Source organism: Bradyrhizobium sp. (assembly GCF_019242285.1).
In the GTDB taxonomy this organism is placed as follows: Bacteria; Pseudomonadota; Alphaproteobacteria; order Rhizobiales; family Xanthobacteraceae; genus Bradyrhizobium.
Genome location: NZ_JAFAVV010000344.1, coordinates 25,028 through 41,019, shown reverse-complemented (window position 1 = coordinate 41,019; position 15,992 = coordinate 25,028). Strand labels below are relative to the sequence as shown.

At 64.5% G+C, this 15,992-nt stretch carries 18 protein-coding genes and 1 pseudogene; 15 read left to right on the top strand and 4 right to left on the bottom strand.

What is annotated here, in order from left to right; genetic code table 11:
- Positions 1–83 precede the first annotated feature (83 nt).
- The 4 genes from JOY90_RS13605 (at position 84) to JOY90_RS13590 (ending at position 2,293) form a co-directional block, all read left to right on the top strand.
- A complete protein-coding gene (locus JOY90_RS13605; protein ID WP_291691640.1) occupies positions 84–686 on the top strand; it encodes a cytochrome c oxidase subunit 3 in 603 nt (200 codons plus the stop codon).
- A 74-nt stretch (positions 687–760) separates the two neighbouring features.
- Entirely contained in the window at positions 761–1,024 is a 264-nt protein-coding gene (locus JOY90_RS13600) for a hypothetical protein (RefSeq protein WP_291691639.1), read from the top strand.
- Positions 1,012–1,908, top strand: coding sequence for a cytochrome c oxidase assembly protein (locus JOY90_RS13595; protein WP_291691638.1), 897 nt, complete (start codon positions 1,012–1,014; stop codon positions 1,906–1,908). The genes JOY90_RS13600 and JOY90_RS13595 overlap by 13 nt, the downstream gene beginning before the upstream one ends.
- A complete protein-coding gene (locus tag JOY90_RS13590) occupies positions 1,889–2,293 on the top strand; it encodes a c-type cytochrome (RefSeq protein ID WP_291691637.1) in 405 nt (134 codons plus the stop codon). Before JOY90_RS13595 ends, JOY90_RS13590 begins: the two co-directional genes overlap by 20 nt.
- A 4-nt stretch (positions 2,294–2,297) precedes the next feature.
- Here JOY90_RS13590 and JOY90_RS13585 read toward each other — a convergent pair whose 3' ends face one another.
- A complete protein-coding gene (locus tag JOY90_RS13585; RefSeq protein ID WP_291691636.1) occupies positions 2,298–3,224 on the bottom strand; it encodes a cytochrome c in 927 nt (308 codons plus the stop codon).
- Between the two features lie 217 nt (positions 3,225–3,441).
- Here JOY90_RS13585 and JOY90_RS40125 point away from each other — a divergent pair.
- Positions 3,442–4,092 (top strand): annotated as a pseudogene (locus JOY90_RS40125) (Crp/Fnr family transcriptional regulator); the annotation flags it as partial.
- A gap of 34 nt (positions 4,093–4,126) precedes the next feature.
- Here the strand turns inward: JOY90_RS40125 and JOY90_RS13575 are convergent.
- From JOY90_RS13575 to JOY90_RS13565, 3 genes are read right to left on the bottom strand one after another with little or no spacing between them, the layout of a single operon-like run.
- On the bottom strand, positions 4,127–5,212 hold the full coding sequence (locus JOY90_RS13575; RefSeq protein ID WP_291691635.1) for a hypothetical protein: 1,086 nt from the start codon (positions 5,210–5,212) through the stop codon (positions 4,127–4,129).
- 2 nt (positions 5,213–5,214) lie between these two features.
- Entirely contained in the window at positions 5,215–5,490 is a 276-nt protein-coding gene (locus tag JOY90_RS13570) for a hypothetical protein (RefSeq protein WP_291691634.1), read from the bottom strand.
- Positions 5,459–5,596: a hypothetical protein gene (locus JOY90_RS13565; protein WP_291691633.1), complete on the bottom strand. Its 138-nt coding sequence runs from the start codon at positions 5,594–5,596 to the stop codon at positions 5,459–5,461. The genes JOY90_RS13570 and JOY90_RS13565 overlap by 32 nt, the downstream gene beginning before the upstream one ends.
- A gap of 186 nt (positions 5,597–5,782) precedes the next feature.
- Between JOY90_RS13565 and JOY90_RS13560 the strand changes: the two genes are divergently transcribed.
- The 10 genes from JOY90_RS13560 (at position 5,783) to JOY90_RS13515 (ending at position 15,967) form a co-directional block, all read left to right on the top strand.
- Positions 5,783–6,877, top strand: coding sequence for an inositol-3-phosphate synthase (locus JOY90_RS13560; RefSeq protein ID WP_291691632.1), 1,095 nt, complete (start codon positions 5,783–5,785; stop codon positions 6,875–6,877).
- A gap of 8 nt (positions 6,878–6,885) precedes the next feature.
- Positions 6,886–7,482 (top strand): histidine phosphatase family protein, encoded by a 597-nt coding sequence (locus tag JOY90_RS13555; protein WP_291691631.1) that lies wholly within the window; start codon positions 6,886–6,888, stop codon positions 7,480–7,482.
- Positions 7,479–8,582, top strand: coding sequence for a glycosyltransferase (locus JOY90_RS13550; RefSeq protein ID WP_291691630.1), 1,104 nt, complete (start codon positions 7,479–7,481; stop codon positions 8,580–8,582). Before JOY90_RS13555 ends, JOY90_RS13550 begins: the two co-directional genes overlap by 4 nt.
- 1 nt (position 8,583) lies before the next feature.
- On the top strand, positions 8,584–9,396 hold the full coding sequence (locus JOY90_RS13545; protein ID WP_291691629.1) for a nucleotidyltransferase family protein: 813 nt from the start codon (positions 8,584–8,586) through the stop codon (positions 9,394–9,396).
- Complete coding sequence (locus tag JOY90_RS13540; protein ID WP_291691628.1) at positions 9,393–10,157, top strand: TIGR04290 family methyltransferase; 765 nt, start codon at positions 9,393–9,395, stop codon at positions 10,155–10,157. Before JOY90_RS13545 ends, JOY90_RS13540 begins: the two co-directional genes overlap by 4 nt.
- Entirely contained in the window at positions 10,154–11,092 is a 939-nt protein-coding gene (locus JOY90_RS13535; RefSeq protein WP_291691627.1) for a beta-xylosidase, read from the top strand. Before JOY90_RS13540 ends, JOY90_RS13535 begins: the two co-directional genes overlap by 4 nt.
- Positions 11,080–12,288 (top strand): phosphopentomutase, encoded by a 1,209-nt coding sequence (locus JOY90_RS13530; protein ID WP_291691626.1) that lies wholly within the window; start codon positions 11,080–11,082, stop codon positions 12,286–12,288. The genes JOY90_RS13535 and JOY90_RS13530 overlap by 13 nt, the downstream gene beginning before the upstream one ends.
- Before the next feature lie 219 nt (positions 12,289–12,507).
- Positions 12,508–13,620, top strand: a complete 1,113-nt coding sequence (locus JOY90_RS13525; protein WP_291691625.1) for an NAD-dependent epimerase/dehydratase family protein — start codon at positions 12,508–12,510, stop codon at positions 13,618–13,620.
- Positions 13,617–14,684 (top strand): NAD-dependent epimerase/dehydratase family protein, encoded by a 1,068-nt coding sequence (locus JOY90_RS13520; RefSeq protein ID WP_291691624.1) that lies wholly within the window; start codon positions 13,617–13,619, stop codon positions 14,682–14,684. Before JOY90_RS13525 ends, JOY90_RS13520 begins: the two co-directional genes overlap by 4 nt.
- Positions 14,681–15,967, top strand: a complete 1,287-nt coding sequence (locus JOY90_RS13515) for a TIGR04295 family B12-binding domain-containing radical SAM protein (protein WP_291691623.1) — start codon at positions 14,681–14,683, stop codon at positions 15,965–15,967. Before JOY90_RS13520 ends, JOY90_RS13515 begins: the two co-directional genes overlap by 4 nt.
- Positions 15,968–15,992: the final 25 nt, after the last annotated feature.

Genomic DNA, 15,992 nt, shown 5'->3' with positions numbered 1-15,992 from the left:
TGGGCCGTGGTGTGGGGTCCCATTCCGGTCGCCGTCGCATTGATCGGCTGGTTCTGGCCGAAGCGCGTGCCGGAGGACGAGGCATGAAGGAGCGTATCGTCGCCGATCTCTCCGGGCTGCCGCTGCACGGGCTCGGCAGGGCGAGCGTGACCTGGTGGGGCACGGCCGCCTTCATGCTGATCGAGGGCACCGGCTTCGCGCTGGTGATCGGCATCTATTTCTACCTGATGAGCCTGGCCGCGGTCTGGCCGATCAATGCGCCGCCGCCGAATCTGTTGCCGGGAACGCTGGTGACGCTGATCCTCCTCATCAGCGCGCTGCCGAACTGGCTGGTGTCGCGGTGGGCCGAGCAGCAGGATCTGCGCAAGGTGCGCATCGGGATGGTGGTGATGTCGCTGCTCGGCATCGCCCCGCTCATCGTGCGCGCATTCGAGTTCGGCGCGCTGAATGTGAGCTGGGACAGCAATGCCTACGGCTCGGTGATCTGGACCCTGCTCGGCCTGCACACCACCCACATCATCACGGATCTCGTCGATACGCTGGTGCTCGCCGCACTGATGTTCACGCGCCACGGCCGCAATCCGCGGCGTTTCGGCGATGTTCAGGACAACGCCATGTATTGGAACTTTGTCGTGGCGGCGTGGCTTCCCATCTATGGCTGCATCTACTGGATAGCACGGCTATGAACGCTTCGAGGACCCTGGCAAGGTTGAGGGCGTGGGCAGGCCTTTGGGTCGCCACCCTGCTCTGGGCGATCAACATGCAGCTCGGCCAGATCCTCCCCTATTGGGACTGCGAGAGGCAGACCTGCCTATCCGCCGCCATATCCGTTGCTGCCGCCCTCGGCGCCGCGCTGGGCGGTGTCGTTTCCTGGCGATCCGCGCGCAGCGAGGGTCACGGCTTCGGCGCTCCCGGCACGGTTCATTTCGCAGCCCAACTCAGCGCGTTGTCGTCACTGGTCTTCGCGTTCGCCCTTGCGATGCAAGCCATCGCCTCCGTGGTGTTGACCGGATGCGAACGATAGGCCTGCTCCTGATTGCCTTGCTGTGCGTCGCACCTGCGTTCGCGCATGGCCCCGGTGGGCCCAGTGAGCGTGCAGCATGGACTTTCGACCCCTGGGTCGTCGTTCCCCTGGCAGTGTTTGGCGCCCTCTACGCGGCTGGCGCTGCGGCGCTGCATCAGCGCAGCCGCAGCCAATCTCCGGTCCGATTCCGGCGCGACATCGCTTGCCTCCTGGGCTGGGCAAGTCTCGCGGGCGCACTGGTTTCACCTCTCCATTGGCTGGGCGAGCAGCTCTTCACCTTCCACATGATCGAACATGAGATCGTGATGGCGGTGTCCGCGCCGCTCATCGTGTTCGCCCGGCCGCTCGGTACGCTGTTGTGGTCATTGCCCCGGCGCCGCCGCGTCGCCATCGGACGCCTGCTCCGTTCACATCCGATCCGCACGGCCTGGGACTGGCTGAGCCGCGGCCGCAATGCGACCATCCTGCATGGCATCGTCATCTGGGCGTGGCATGCGCCACTGTTGTTCGATGCCGCCGTGACCCATGTGATGCTGCACCGCCTGCAGCACCTCGGCTTCTTTGCGACCGCGGTGCTGTTCTGGTGGTCGGTGCTGCGGCCGAACGAGGCCGCCGCCGGCGCCTGGCATCTGTTCGTCACCATGCTGCACACCAGCGCGCTGGGTGCCTGGATGGCGCTGGCGCCACGGGTTCTCTATCAGGTCCAGACGGCGGCGGCTCCCGCCTGGGGAATGACGCCGCTGGACGACCAACAACTTGCCGGCGTCATCATGTGGGTGCCGGCCGGCACCATCTATGCCGGCGCTGCACTTGCGCTCCTGGCGATCTGGATCAGCCGCTCCGGCGGGCGAACGAGGGAGGGTCATGCGGCTCGTCTCTTCTAAACTCTGGCTCGGTACTGCCGCGGCGGTTTGCGTCGTGGCGGCGGCGGCCACGGCGGTCGCCTGGTCGTCGCAACAGCGGAGCGAACAGGTCGCGCATGCCATCACCGGCGGCAACCCGACCCATGGGCCGGATCTGTTGCGCCGTTATGGTTGCGGCGGCTGCCACACCATTCCGGGCGTTCCAGGCGCCGATGGCCAGGTCGGTCCGCCGCTCGCAGGCCTCCTGCATCGCGTCTATATTGGTGGTGTGGCGATCAATTCGGCCGACAACCTGGTTCAGTGGATCGTGGCGCCCCAGCAGCTATCGCCGAATTCGGTCATGCCGGCGACAGGCATCTCGGAAGCGGAGGCGCGCGATGTCGCGGCCTATCTCTATTCCCGTTGAGCGGTCATGGACGGGGTGTCGGTCGCGCCGGGAGCGATTTGAGATAGGCTGCAATCGCCTGCCGGTCACTGTCCGGCAACATCGCGGTATTGAGCACGACCTCCGTCATCGAAGAGCCGACGCGGCCGTGGTTGGGCGTATTGCCGCCCTTCAGCATGTCCGCGATATCCTGCCTCGACCAGCTCCCGATGTGCGCCGGCGTGATGTTCGGGTAATAGCCGGTCCCCTCCGGGTCCACGCCGCCTGCGAAACGCGTGCCTTCCCTGATGCCGCCGAGCAGTCCGCGCGACGAATGGCATTCGGCACAATGGCCGACGCTCTCGACCAGATAGCGGCCCCGGTTCCATTCGGGATTGTGCCGCACGTCCGGCTTGATCGGCGTCCGGTCCAGATAGAGCAGTTTCCAGAATCCGATCAACCGCCGAAACCGGAACAGCGGATTGAGATCGTGCGGCGGCGCGCGGCCGGAAACGGCCGGCAGCGTGCGGAGATAAGCCATCAGATCGACGACATCGGAGATCGCCATATGGGCGAAGCTCGGATAGGGAAAGACTGGATAGTAATGGCTGCCGTCCGGGGCGACGCCGCTGAGCAGGGCGTTGGCGAGATCACCGGCCCGCCACGCGCCGATGCCATCCACCGGATCCGCCGAAATATTCGGCACGCGGAAGGTGCCGAAGGGAGACGCCAGCGCCAGGCCACCACCGAGACGGAGGCGGTCCGGCTGTCCCGGCGTGGCGTGGCAGGACGCGCAGTCGCCCGCGGCGAAAATCAACTGGCCGCGCGCCGGGTCGCCTTGCCGCTCGAGCGTTCCCGGCGGAAGGAAGTTGGCCGCGACGGGTTGCGGCGCCGTGATCAGCCAGCCGGCGAGCAGACCTGCCGCGGCCACCATGGTCATCGCGGCGGAAATGAGCCCAAAATGCGCGCGCATCGATTGCCGAAGTTGATGTCGGATGCCCGACAATCGCGCAGCTCCGATGAATGTTCCTGCCAGCGATCAGAGAGAGCGCGGGAATTGGGCGACGGACAGGGCTCGCAAATAGGAACGTTCCTCTCCAGGAAAACATTGATCGCGAGAAACTGCCAATGATCGACGCCGTGGTGCAGGCCTCGCCGGAACACGCGAAGTGGGGCCTGAGCGACGACGCATGTTGCGTGCTGCCATTGACGGACCGGGAATGCAGACAGGATTTGCCTACACGAGATTTGCGGCCCGCCTCGCCAACATCTCCCAATTGTCGGACGCGGATCTCGAGCTGCTCGCCAGGATGCCGTTCAGGATCGATCACTTCGCATCGCATGAGACCATCCTCAGGAAGGGCGATCAGCCGGACCACTGCTGCCTGCTGCTTCAGGGCTATCTCTGCTGGCGCGAGGCTGGATGCGAGGGCGGGCAGATTACCTCGCTGTACGTGGTCGGCGACATGCCCGACCTCTACACGGTCGATTCTCCTCAAGTCGCTGCGAGTCTCAGCACACTTGGTCCGGTCGTCGTCGCGTCCGTGCCGCACCTCTTCCTTCGCGAGACTGCATCGCTGTCATCCGGCCTCTCCCGCGCGTTTTCGCGCCTCGCCATCGCGGACGCGGCATTGCTTCGCAACTGGATCATCAACCTCGGCAGCCGCGATTCGCTGACCCGCGTCGCTCACCTCGTCTGCGAGACTGCCTGGCGTCTTCGTGCCGTCGGGCACGCCAGGGACGATCAGTTTCCGTCGCCATTCACCCAGTCCGACCTCGCGGCGGCCTGCGGCATTTCCGCCGTGCACGCCAACCGCATCATTCAGGAGCTCCGCCGCAGGCGCCTCTTGAACTGGCGTTCGCGCATGGTGACAGTCACGGATTGGGAAGGCCTGATCCAACTGGCGCGTTTCGATCCGGATTATCTGCGTCTGCCCGGCTTGAACGGCGCAGCACATGTTCTGTCGTCGCCGCACGCCACGGCGGAGCGGACGGCTCACGTGCGAATGCCTCCGTGAACCGCCATGGGGCGGCGCTCATCATGTCCTCAATCGCGCGCTGGACCTCGTCCACCACGCCGCGCCAATCTCCTGGCTTCGCCTGACGGAACAAACGCACGCTCGGGTACCAAAGCGCCGTGCTGCCCGTCTTCGGCCATCGCCAATCGCAATCGGAATGCAGCATGACCCAGGTTTCACAGCCGAGCGCTGCGGACAAGTGCGCGATCATCGTGTCCGGGCAGACGACGATGTCCATGGTGCGCAACCGATGGCCGAGCGCTTCGATATCTGGCGTGCTGATGTCGATCGCGCCGATCTCATCGACGGCCGCAGCCCCGTCGCCGCGCTGCAACGAGAACAGCCGAACGCCCGGAAGCCGGATTCGTCGCAATTCCGCCGGCGGTATCGACCGCCGCTTGTCCCAGTCTCCGACCTCCCAAGCCACGCCGACGGCCAGACCCCTGTCGCGAGGCGCCGCCCCGCATGGCCCGAGCCGCAGATATGGCTCACGCATCTCTACCTGATCGCGCGTCGCCTTGATGGCATGCGGGAGCTCCATGATCTCGATGTCGGTATCGAAATCGACCTCCGGCGTGCCGTCATGCAGCGCGATGGCCCGGTCGACACCTTCCACTCGCCCGACCAGGGACAGTAATTCCGGCTGGCACCAGACAATAACTTCCCGTGCCAACTGGCGCAATGGCTTCGCGAAACGGATGAACTGGATGGTGTCGCCCAGACCATGATAGCAGCGAACCAGCACCCGCTGTCCGCTCAGCATCTCGCCGCGCCAGATGCGCTGCTGATGACGCGGGCCGTCATGCTTGTCGCCGCATTCACCGCGATGGCTGTTCAGGTTGCGATCGCTGATCGCCCAGGCCCGGTCGAAGTCCCCCGCGCGGATCGCGGCGGCCCATTCGTCGGCCGCGACGCGGTCCTCTTCGCCGGTATTCCCGGTCATCGCTATTGCGAGCGATGAACGAACTTGTGGAAGCGGCTGATCCCGCCGTCGTTGGTTCGATCCTGATACAGAAATGCCAGATGGGACTCGTCGAACTTGCGAAAGAATTCATCCCACTCGATCGGATCCAGCGCCTTCTCTTTCGGATCGAAATCGATGCGGAGGATTCCCGCGTGCCCGTCTTCCTCGGTCGCCCGCACTGTCGCCGGCCGGCCCTCGCGCTGCTCGGCCCATCGGCGGATCGTCTCATGACTGGTGGTCGTCTTGCTGTCGCTCATCTTCTGTTCCGTTCAGATCGACCGGCCCCATCGCCTCACTGACGAACGCATCCGCTCCGGATTTGTTCGTTTCAAGTGCTGGCATTACCTGCTTGTTGTTCTTCATCTTCTTCGAAGCTGCATGCCGCCGGATCACATGCACTTTCTAAACCAAGTTAAGTTTTTCGCACTTTGTTCGTTCGACTCGACGCGGGCCCGTCATTGGGCGCTTCGCCACAGGAACGAACAAAAGCCCGGTACGTTCGCGACGTACTTACGTTTCGGCGCTATACGTGCAGGAGGATACCGACAGATGCATTCCCGTCTTCAGGACAGACGACGTGTCCGCGTCGGCATCGTCGGCATCGGCAATTGTGCGAGCTCGTTCGTTCAGGGACTGACTTACTACCGGAATGCAAATGCCAACGAGCCCGTACCGGGCCTGATGAACGTGGATGTCGGCGGCTACCACGTGCGAGACATCGAGATCTCCGCGGCCTTCGATGTCAACGCCAACAAGGTCGGATGCGATGTCGCCGAGGCAATCTGGACAGGGCCGAACAACACTCACCGATTTTCGGCTGTCGCCGAGACCGGCGTGATCGTTCACCGCGGCCCCGTGCTGGACGGCGTCGGCTGCTATCTCGCCGACGACGTTCCCATTGCCGCCTTGGAGGAGACCGATGTCACGGATGTCCTCACGAAATCGCGCACGGACGTCCTCGTATCCTATCTGCCGGTCGGATCACAACAGGCCACCGAGTGGTATGCCGCCCGCGCGATCGAAGCCGGCTGCGCTTTCGTCAACTGTATCCCGGTGTTCGTCGCATCCGATCCTGGCTGGCGGCGGCGATTCGAGGACGCCGGGCTGCCGCTCATCGGCGACGACATCAAGAGCCAGGTCGGCGCCACCATCCTGCACCGCATGCTCGCCAACCTGTTCCGCGAACGCGGCGTGCGGCTCGACCGCACCTATCAGCTCAATTTCGGCGGCAACACCGATTTCAAGAACATGCTTGAACGCGACCGCCTCGCTTCGAAGAAGATTTCGAAAACTCAGGCCGTCACCAGCCAGTTCGACGTGCCGCTCGATGCGGAGAACATCCATGTCGGGCCGAGCGATCACGTGCCCTGGCTCACCGACCGCAAGCTCGCCTATATCCGCCTGGAAGGCACCACCTTCGGCGGCGTGCCGCTGGCCGCTGAGCTCAAGCTCGAGGTCTGGGACTCACCGAACTCGGCTGGCGTCGTCATCGATGCCGTGCGTTGCGCCAAGCTCGCCATGGACCGCGGCATTGCCGGTGCCCTGACCGGGCCGTCGAGCTACTTCATGAAGTCGCCGCCGCAGCAATTCACCGACGAAGAAGCCCGTCTTCGCACCAATGCCTTCATCGAGAACAAGGCCTGACCACCGCCATGGTGAAGACCATTCATCTCGTCCGCCACGGACACCACGCGCTGCTCGGCCACAAATTGTGCGGCCGGATGCCGGGCGTCGGCCTCGACGACCAGGGTTGCCGGCAAATGGCTCGGTGCACGGATTTCCTGCTGCCGCCACCGTCCGCCATCCAGTCGAGCCCGCAGCAACGGACGCGACAATCGGCCAATATCCTGGCGGCGCGCTTCGGCCTTGCCGTGGAGATCGTCCCAGCCATGGACGAGATCGACCTTGGGGACTGGACCGGCCGCTCCTTCGAGGAACTGGAAGGCGATGTCGCCTGGACACGCTGGAATCACGCGCGCGGAAGCAGCCGACCGCCGAACGGCGAGACGATGCAGGCCCTTCAGGCGCGAGTCGTGCGGCATCTCGAGCAACTGCGACACGACGACAGCGATGGCGCGCTCGTCATCGTCAGCCATGCGGAGCCAATCCGCGCCGCGCTGCTGCATTACTCGCAGCTTCGCCTCGACGACTATGTCGCCATCGAGGTCGAGCCGGCCAGCATCACTACGTTGTCGGTGGATCGCGCCGGCATTCACATTTCCACGTTCAACCAGCGGGTGCCGGCGTGAAGATCGTCATCTTCGGCCTCACGATCTCCTCGTCGTGGGGCAATGGCCATGCGACGCTCTGGCGCGGATTGTGCAAGAATCTCGCGCGGATGGGTCACCATGTCGTCTTCTATGAACGCGACGTGCCCTACTATGCGGGAACCAGAGACTTGTTCGAACTGCCGCGGGGGCGCCTCGAGCTCTATCCGTCCTGGAATGCCATTCGTCCCAATGCGCTCACCGACGTCACCGATGCGGACGCCGTCATTGTCACCTCCTATTGTCCCGATGCGCTCGCCGCGACCGAGCTCGTTCTCGAGGAGGCCCGCAGGCTGCGCGTCTTCTACGATCTCGACACGCCGGTGACGCTTGCGAAGCTGCGCGCGGGTGAAACCGTGCCGTACATTGGACCGCGGGGCCTGAGTGATTTCGATCTCGTGCTCAGCTTCACTGGCGGCCCGAGAGCATTCGAGGAATTTCGCCGGCGACTGGGCGCGCGGCGGATCGTGGCTCTCTATGGTCATGTGGACCCTGAAATTCATCGCCCGGTCGAGCGGCAGCCGCATTATGAGGCGCACCTCTCGTATCTCGGAACCTATTCGGTGGACCGCCAACATGTGCTGGAAACGCTGTTCGTCGCGCCCGCGCGCCAGCGGCAAGGGTTGCGTTTCCTGATCGGCGGCGCACAGTATCCGCCGGACTTCCCGTGGTCACCCAATATCTATTTCGTGCGCCATCTGCCTCCGTCGGAGCACGCGGCGTTCTTCGCTTCCTCGCGCTTGACGCTCAACGTCACGCGGCCGGCCATGGCGGAGATGGGCTGGTGTCCATCGGGCCGGCTGTTCGAGGCAGCAGCCTGCGGCGCTCCGCTATTGAGTGATGCCTGGGACGGGATCGACGACTTCTTCGAGCCTGGCGAGGAAATCCTGCTTGGCCGTGACGAAACCGACGTGATTGCCGCGATCGAGGCGAACGACGAGGTGCTGCTACGCATGGCAAGCCGCGCGCGTGAACGGACGCTCGCCTGGCACGGTTCCGCGAAGCGCGCGACCGAGCTGGTCGAACATCTCGAGCGATCGAGTGGCCCGCGCGCCGATCTGCCGATTGCGCAGGAGGCTTGAGATGTGGGGTGTCGTACCCGCGGCGGGCCGGGGCAGCCGCATCCAGCCGCTGGCGTTCTCGAAGGAGCTGCTGCCCGTCGGCAGCCGCAGCGACGGAGACACGTCCCGGCCTTGCGCCGTTTCGGAATATCTGGTCGAGCGGCTGATCCTCGGCGGCGCCGACAAGATCTGCTTCGTGATCTCGCCGGGCAAATCCGACATCCTGGAATATTTCGGCGATCATTACGACGGCGCGCAGCTCGCCTACGTGGTGCAGCCGGACGCTGCCGGCCTCTGCGACGCGGTGTTCAGGGCGAGCACGGTGATCGGTGACCGCGACGATGTCATGGTCGGCCTGCCCGATACGGTCTGGTTTCCCAAGAACGCACTCGCTGCCCTGCCCACCGCCGATCTTTCCTTTTTGCTGTTTCCGGTCGAGCAGCCTGAACTCTTCGACGCCGTGGTGCTCGATGGCGAGCAGGTCCGGGAGATCCAAGTCAAACGAGCGGATGCCGGCTCGAACTGGATCTGGGGCGCGTTCAAGATGTCGGCTGCAGGCTTCCGCGACCTGCACTCCCTATGGCTGCAGCGTGGTCGTCGCGACGAATATTTCGGCACGCTCGTCAACGGCTACCTTGCGGCTGGCGGCAGCGGCATCGGCGTCAAAGCGGGTGATGTCTATGTCGACGTCGGCACAGTGAAGGGCTACCGGACGGCCATGGCACTTCTGGACACCAGCGCCGAGATCAGCCGTCCGCGATCAAGTCTCCGAGCCGCGACGCCTGCCGAGACGGCGGAGACTGGAATGCCAGCGTTCGACAGAAGCGCATCATGACCACGGCCATGCTCTCACAGGACGAAATCCGCCGGCGCGTCGATGCGCTCGGACCGTGGTTTCACAATCTCGACCTCAACGGCGTCAGCACCGCGCCGTCGCATTTTCTCGGCGACTACCCGATGGTGAAATGGCGGCGGTTCTCGCGGATCATTCCTGACCGGCTCGAAGGAAAGTCGGTGCTCGACATCGGCTGCAACGCCGGTTTCTACGCCATGGAGATGAAGCGTCGCGGCGCCGAGCGCGTGCTGGGGCTCGACACCGACGACGAGTATCTCGCGCAGGCGCGGTTTGCGGCAGACGTCAGCCGCCTCAAGATCGAGTTCCGCAAGCTGTCGGCGTACGACGTAGGCAGCCTCGGCGAGCGCTTCGACCTCGTGATCTTCATGGGCGTGCTCTACCACCTGCGTCATCCACTGCTTGCGCTCGACCTGATCCACGAGCATGTCGCGCGTGACCTGCTCCTGTTCCAGTCGATGCTGCGTGGCCAAGGCCGGGTCGATCCCGTCGACGAGAACTATGATTTCTGGACCACCGAACAGTTCGACAGCCCCGGCTATCCAAAGCTGCATTTCATCGAGCGCGAATACGCCGATGATCCTACCAACTGGTGGGCGCCCAATCGCGCCTGTGCGGAGGCAATGCTGCGCAGCGCCGGATTTAAAATTCTCGCGCATCCTGAGGACGAGGTTTATCTCTGTGGAAAAGCCGAACGGCCGCAAGCGGATGGTGCCGTCTATCCGGCGCGAGGCGCGCGATGATCGAGGCTGCCAAGATCTGGAACGAGCCGAATAACAAGTCGCACTGGGACATCCTGATCGATCCCGAGTGGGAGCAGTTCGCGGCCATGGCGGTCGCGGCGGCGAAGGCGATCCGCGCCGTGCACCCGACGCTGCCGCGGGTGCTCGGCGGCATCTCGCCGATTGATCCGCGCTTCATCGAGAACATGAAAGCACGCGGCGTGCTCGATCATGTCGAAGCGGTCGCGGTACACGGCTTTCCGCTGGACTGGAACTTGTGGAAAATCGACGAGTGGCCGCAGAAGCTCGCCGAAATTGAGGCGCTGGTCTGCCTGCCGGTCTGGGTGACCGAAGTCGGCGTGTCGTCCTTCGGCGCCGACGAGGTGCAGGCCTGGGGCGTACGACGCACCGCCGAGCTCCTCGCAGGACACGCGCCGCGCATCCATTGGTACAGCCTCTACGACCTGCCTGCGACCTGGGAGGCGACGACACGACACCGCGAGGCCGAAGGTTCCTCCTATTACCGGCATTTTCACATGGGGCTGTTGCGCGAGGATGGCACGCCGAAACCCGCCCTGGAAATCTTCGCCCAGCACGCGGCCTCCCTGGGACTGTGCCAGTGGTTTCATTTCGAGGATCATCGGCTCGACGAGGCGGCGCGCTGGATGCGCCGGCTCGGCGTGCGCCATCTCAGGACTGGGCTCTCCTGGGCCGACAGCTTCCGTCCCGGCGCGCTCGACTGGTTCGATCGGCAGATGGGGGCGCTCGCCGACTTCGACATCACGGTGACGTTCTGCTTTACGCCCGAACATCGCGGCATCGCGCCGCATCACACCAGCCCGCCGCGCGAGCCCGTGGAATTCGCCGACTTCTGCGCCAGCATGATTGATCGCTACTGCGGGAAAGCTGACGCCGGACCGGCTGCCCCGGAGGAGAAAGCATTATGCGTGCCATGATCCTCGTCCTCGACTCCGTCGGCATCGGCGGCGCGCCCGATGCGGCGCGCTACGGCGATGAAGGTGCGGATACGATTGGCCATATCGCCGAAGCCTGCGCACTTGGTGAAGCGGACAGCGAATGGCGGGAGGGTCCGCTGCATCTGCCTCATCTCACAGGGCTCGGTCTCGGACAGGCAAGCTGCCTTGCCACCGGCAGATGTCCGCCCGGGCTCGCGTATCGTGGTTCCTCCATCGCGCATTTCGGCTGCGCCAGCGAGCAGTCGCTGGGCAAGGACACGCCATCCGGCCATTGGGAGATCGCCGGCGTGCCCGTCCAGTTCGATTGGGGCTATTTCCCGAACAGCACCCCATGCTTTCCAGATGCGCTGATCGAAATGCTCTGCGCCGAGGCGGATCTGCCCGGCATTCTTGGCAATTGCCACGCTTCCGGCACGGAGATCATCGCTCGGCTCGGCGTCGCCCATCTCGCGACCGGACAGCCGATCTGCTACACCTCGGCCGACAGCGTCTTCCAGATCGCAGCTCATGAACAGAGCTTCGGCCTCTCCCGGCTCTACGAGGTATGCGCGATCGCGCGCCGCCTCGTCGATCCGCTCAATATCGGTCGGGTCATCGCACGCCCGTTCGTCGGAACGTCACCGCAGACCTTTCGGCGAACCGCCAATCGTCGTGATTTCTCGGTGCCGCCGCCGGAGAGCACTCTGCTCGACATCGCAGCCGCCGATCGGCGCGACATCGTATCGGTCGGCAAGATCGGCGATATTTTTGCCCACCGCGGCACCGGCCAGAACAAGAAGGGCAGTGGCAACGACGTGCTGTTCGACTGCACCGTGCAAGGCTGGGAGCACCTCAGCGAAGGCGGCCTGCTGTTCGCCAATTTCGTCGATTTCGACACGGTCTATGGACACCGGCGCGACGTCACCGGCTACGCCGCCGCGCTGGAAACGTTCGACAGCCGGCTGCCCGAGTTGATCGCGCGGCTGAAATCGGACGATCTGCTGGTGATCACGGCCGATCATGGCTGCGATCCGACCTGGCCCGGCACCGACCATACGCGCGAACAGGTGCCGGTTCTCCTTTGGAGCGGGAAACAGCGGGCGCCCATCGGACAACGTACCGGCTTTGCGGATATCGGAGCCACCGTCGCGCGCCATCTCGAGCTGCCGCCGCTCGCCCACGGTCAGCCGTTCTGACCTCTCGCGTGGCAGCGATTCACCTGGGTTAATGATCCAGGTTAGAGAAATTTTCGTTTGTACATTGCGGAGGAACGAACATTCGATGCACTGCTTCTAACCTCAGGAGTGACACGGCGCGATCGTCGTAACTTGATGGTTTCGAAGCATTCGCGGACGCTTTCGCTCCGACACACCAACGGCCCCTCGACCCTCTCGTGTGGAAGGAGACCAGGCGACATGACGCGAGCTCTGATCACCGGAGGCGCCGGATTCATCGGATCGCACGTGGCAGCCGCGTTGCTCGACGCGGGTCACGACGTCCGGGTACTCGACAATCTGTCACCTCAGGTTCACGGCTCCGATCGGAGGCGGCCAGCCTATCTCGCCCAGGAAGTTGAGCTGATGGTAGGCGACATGACTGATGAGCTCGCTGTGGAGCGGGCGCTGCATGGCGTCGACCGCGTGATGCATCTGGCCTCGATCGTCGGCGTCGGCCAGAGCATGTATGACATCGAGAGCTATGTCCGGACGAACGAGCTCGGCACCGCCACGCTCCTGCAGGCGCTGACGAAGCGGCCGGTCGGGCGTCTGGTGGTTGCCTCCTCGATGAGCATCTACGGCGAAGGGCTCTGCCGCGACGAAGACGGCAGGGCCGTTTCGCCCGACGAGCGCTCCGTCAGTCAGTTGAAACGGGCGGATTGGGAAGTGCAGGACACCGCTGGGCGCCCCCTCACACCGCTCGCGACACCCGAAACCAAGCGGCCCTCGCTCAGCTCGATCTACGCGCTGAACAAGTACGCGCAGGAGCGGATGTGCCTGATCACCGGCAAGGCCTACGGCATTCCAACCGTCGCGCTCCGCTTCTTCAACGTGTTCGGGCCCAACCAGGCGCTGTCGAATCCCTATACTGGTGTGCTGGCGATCTTCGCCGCCCGGCTGCTCAATGGGCGCGCACCGCTGGTGTTCGAGGACGGATTGCAGCGTCGCGACTTCGTCCATGTCCGCGATGTCGCCCGCGCCTGCCTGCTCGCGTTGGAGAGCAGCCATTCCGACGACGTCTTCAATATCGGGTCGGGACGAAGCCGCACCATTCTTTCCATTGCGCACGATCTCGCGCGGGTCATGGAACGCGCCGCACTCGTCCCGCGCATTGCCGGCAAATACCGCGCCGGCGACATCCGCCACTGCTTCGCCGACATCGCGAAGAGCCGAACACTCCTCGGATTCGAGCCACGGGTCGAGTTCGAGGAAGGCCTCGACGAACTGGCCTGCTACCTGGCCGACCAGGTTGCCGACGACCAGGCCGAAAAAGCCACCGACGAATTGTTGCGCCGAGGACTGGTGGCATGACGATCGCAGATGGCGACAAGCCCATCCTCATCACCGGCGGCTGCGGCTTCCTCGGCTGCAACCTGGCCGATCGGCTGGCCAGCCGCGGCGATCGCGTACTCATCCTGGACAATTTCGCCCGCGCCGGCATCCGGGAGAATGCGCAATGGCTGAAGTCGCGCCACCGCGACGAGATCGCGATTGCGATCGGCGACGTGCGCGATCCGATCATCGTCATCGATGCGGTGCGTGGCGCGCGTGCCGTTCTCCATCTGGCGGCGCAGGTTGCGGTCACCACCAGCCTGGAAGACCCCTGCGACGACTTCGAGACCAATGCGCGCGGCACCGTCAACGTGCTCGAGGCGGTGCGGCGCCATAACCCGTCGGCGCCCGTCATCTTCGCATCCACCAACAAGGTCTATGGCCGATTGGTCGACGATACGCAGATCCGCCGCGTCGATCGCCGCTACGTTCCGACGCATCAAGCGCTAGCCCGTGGCGTCACCGAGAGTGCTCCATTGGACTTCTACAGCCCCTATGGTTGCTCGAAAGGTACGGCGGACCAGTACGTTCACGATTACGCGCGGGTGTTCGGCCTGCGCACGGTCACGATGCGCATGAGCTGCATCTACGGCCCGCGCCAGTTCGGTACCGAGGATCAGGGCTGGATCGCGCACTTCCTGCTGTCGGCGCTTCGCGGTGATCGGCTGACCATCTATGGCGACGGCTGCCAGGTCCGCGACGCGCTCTATGTGGCAGACGCCACCGCGGCGTGGATCGCGGCGCTCGATCAGATCGACCGCACCCACGGCCGTGTCTTCAACCTGGGCGGCGGACCGGCGAATTCCGTCAGCCTGCTCGAGCTGATCGAGCTGCTGGCCCGGCTGGTCGGACACGAGATCAGCTTCGGATTCGATGATTGGCGTCCGGGCGATCAGCCCTGGTATGTCAGCGACGTCGGAGCGCTCTCAGCCGCCATCGGATGGCGACCGACGACGTCCCTACCCGACGGCCTGGCTTCGCTGCAGCATTGGCTGCAGGGCCGGTTCACCGGCGCCGTCATGAGCCGCGAGGTCGTGGCATGACCCGGGTCGCGCTCATCAATCCGAACTGGGATTTTTCGGGCAGCATCTATTTCGGTTGCCGTTGCCCGCATTTGCCGCTCGAGCTCGGAATTTCCCAGCACTATCTGCGGCAGGCCGGGCACAGCACGCTGCTGCTCGACGCCCACATGTTCGATCTCTCGCTTGTGGAAATCGAGACGGAGCTGCGCGGCTTCGGCCCGGATATCGTCGTCGTCACCACCGCGCCCACCTATCTGTTTTGGCGCTGCGCACCGCCCGAACTGCGCGTGCCGCAACGGCTCACCTCCGCGCTGCGCGAGCTCGCACCAACGCTGGTGGCGGTCGGCCCGCACGGCTCGACCACGCCGGGCGCCGCGCTGCGCAAGCTCGATGTCGATATCGTGGTGATGGGCGAATGTGAGCATGCGCTGCTGCGGCTCGCCAATGGCGAGCGCGACTTTGCCGGTCTGTGCTTCGCCGACGAGAACCGCATCCGGGTCAATGGCGGCCCGCAAGCCGTCGGCTTCGTCGATCAGCCGCCGCTCGATTGGCCGGCGGAGATGGTGCGCCGTCATCATCACCATCATCACCGTTTCGATGCCGAACCGGTCGGTCCCGGCGCCGAGGTCGAGGCCTCGCGCGGCTGCCCGTACAATTGCACCTTCTGCGCCAAGGAAAACTTCCGCAACGGCTATCGCAAGCGGCCGCCGGCGGTGATCCTGCAGGAGATCGGCGGGCTGCGTCGACAGGGCGCCGAATACGTCTATTTCATCGACGAGATCTTTCTGCCGAACGCCGAGTTGCTGCACGGCCTGGTCGGATCTGGTGTCAAGTTCGGCGTGCAGACGCGCATCGATCTGTGGAAGCCGGACATGCTGGCGCTACTCGGCCGCGCCGGCTGCGTCTCGATCGAAGCCGGAATCGAAAGCCTGACGCCAGAGGGTCGCGCGGTGCTGGCGAAGAACTGCAAGATGACCACCGATCAGCTCGCCGACCGCCTGGTCGAGGCGCGCCGCCATGTTCCATTCGTGCAAGCCAACCTGATCGAGATGCCGCAGGATGACGATCCCGTCGTGCAGCGCTGGCGGCGGCGCATGCAGGACAGCGGCGTTTGGGCCAACGATCCGGTGCCGCTCTATCCCTATCCCGGCTCGCCGGACTACCGGAAGCTGTGGGGGGAGCCCGACAATGTCGCCTGGGAGCGTGCGCATGCGCACTACCTCGCAATGTTCGATCAGTTCAGCGACGTCCAGAACGAGCGTCCGGCGCCGCTGCGCGAGCTGGAAATGCGGGAGATCCGATGATGCATCTCGCAGGCCTCAGCATCCT

What these genes read in the sequence shown, in the direction of transcription:
- JOY90_RS13605 (WP_291691640.1), top strand. Translation starts at nt 84, where the DNA reads ATGAAGGAGCGTATCGTCGCCGATCTCTCCGGGCTGCCGCTGCACGGG.
- JOY90_RS13600 (WP_291691639.1), top strand. Translation starts at nt 761, where the DNA reads ATGCAGCTCGGCCAGATCCTCCCCTATTGGGACTGCGAGAGGCAGACC.
- JOY90_RS13595 (WP_291691638.1), top strand. Translation starts at nt 1,012, where the DNA reads ATGCGAACGATAGGCCTGCTCCTGATTGCCTTGCTGTGCGTCGCACCT.
- JOY90_RS13590 (WP_291691637.1), top strand. Translation starts at nt 1,889, where the DNA reads ATGCGGCTCGTCTCTTCTAAACTCTGGCTCGGTACTGCCGCGGCGGTT.
- JOY90_RS13585 (WP_291691636.1), bottom strand. Translation starts at nt 3,224, where the DNA reads ATGCGCGCGCATTTTGGGCTCATTTCCGCCGCGATGACCATGGTGGCC.
- JOY90_RS13575 (WP_291691635.1), bottom strand. Translation starts at nt 5,212, where the DNA reads ATGACCGGGAATACCGGCGAAGAGGACCGCGTCGCGGCCGACGAATGG.
- JOY90_RS13570 (WP_291691634.1), bottom strand. Translation starts at nt 5,490, where the DNA reads ATGAGCGACAGCAAGACGACCACCAGTCATGAGACGATCCGCCGATGG.
- JOY90_RS13565 (WP_291691633.1), bottom strand. Translation starts at nt 5,596, where the DNA reads ATGAAGAACAACAAGCAGGTAATGCCAGCACTTGAAACGAACAAATCC.
- JOY90_RS13560 (WP_291691632.1), top strand. Translation starts at nt 5,783, where the DNA reads ATGCATTCCCGTCTTCAGGACAGACGACGTGTCCGCGTCGGCATCGTC.
- JOY90_RS13555 (WP_291691631.1), top strand. Translation starts at nt 6,886, where the DNA reads ATGGTGAAGACCATTCATCTCGTCCGCCACGGACACCACGCGCTGCTC.
- JOY90_RS13545 (WP_291691629.1), top strand. Translation starts at nt 8,584, where the DNA reads ATGTGGGGTGTCGTACCCGCGGCGGGCCGGGGCAGCCGCATCCAGCCG.
- JOY90_RS13540 (WP_291691628.1), top strand. Translation starts at nt 9,393, where the DNA reads ATGACCACGGCCATGCTCTCACAGGACGAAATCCGCCGGCGCGTCGAT.
- JOY90_RS13535 (WP_291691627.1), top strand. Translation starts at nt 10,154, where the DNA reads ATGATCGAGGCTGCCAAGATCTGGAACGAGCCGAATAACAAGTCGCAC.
- JOY90_RS13530 (WP_291691626.1), top strand. Translation starts at nt 11,080, where the DNA reads ATGCGTGCCATGATCCTCGTCCTCGACTCCGTCGGCATCGGCGGCGCG.
- JOY90_RS13525 (WP_291691625.1), top strand. Translation starts at nt 12,508, where the DNA reads ATGACGCGAGCTCTGATCACCGGAGGCGCCGGATTCATCGGATCGCAC.
- JOY90_RS13520 (WP_291691624.1), top strand. Translation starts at nt 13,617, where the DNA reads ATGACGATCGCAGATGGCGACAAGCCCATCCTCATCACCGGCGGCTGC.
- JOY90_RS13515 (WP_291691623.1), top strand. Translation starts at nt 14,681, where the DNA reads ATGACCCGGGTCGCGCTCATCAATCCGAACTGGGATTTTTCGGGCAGC.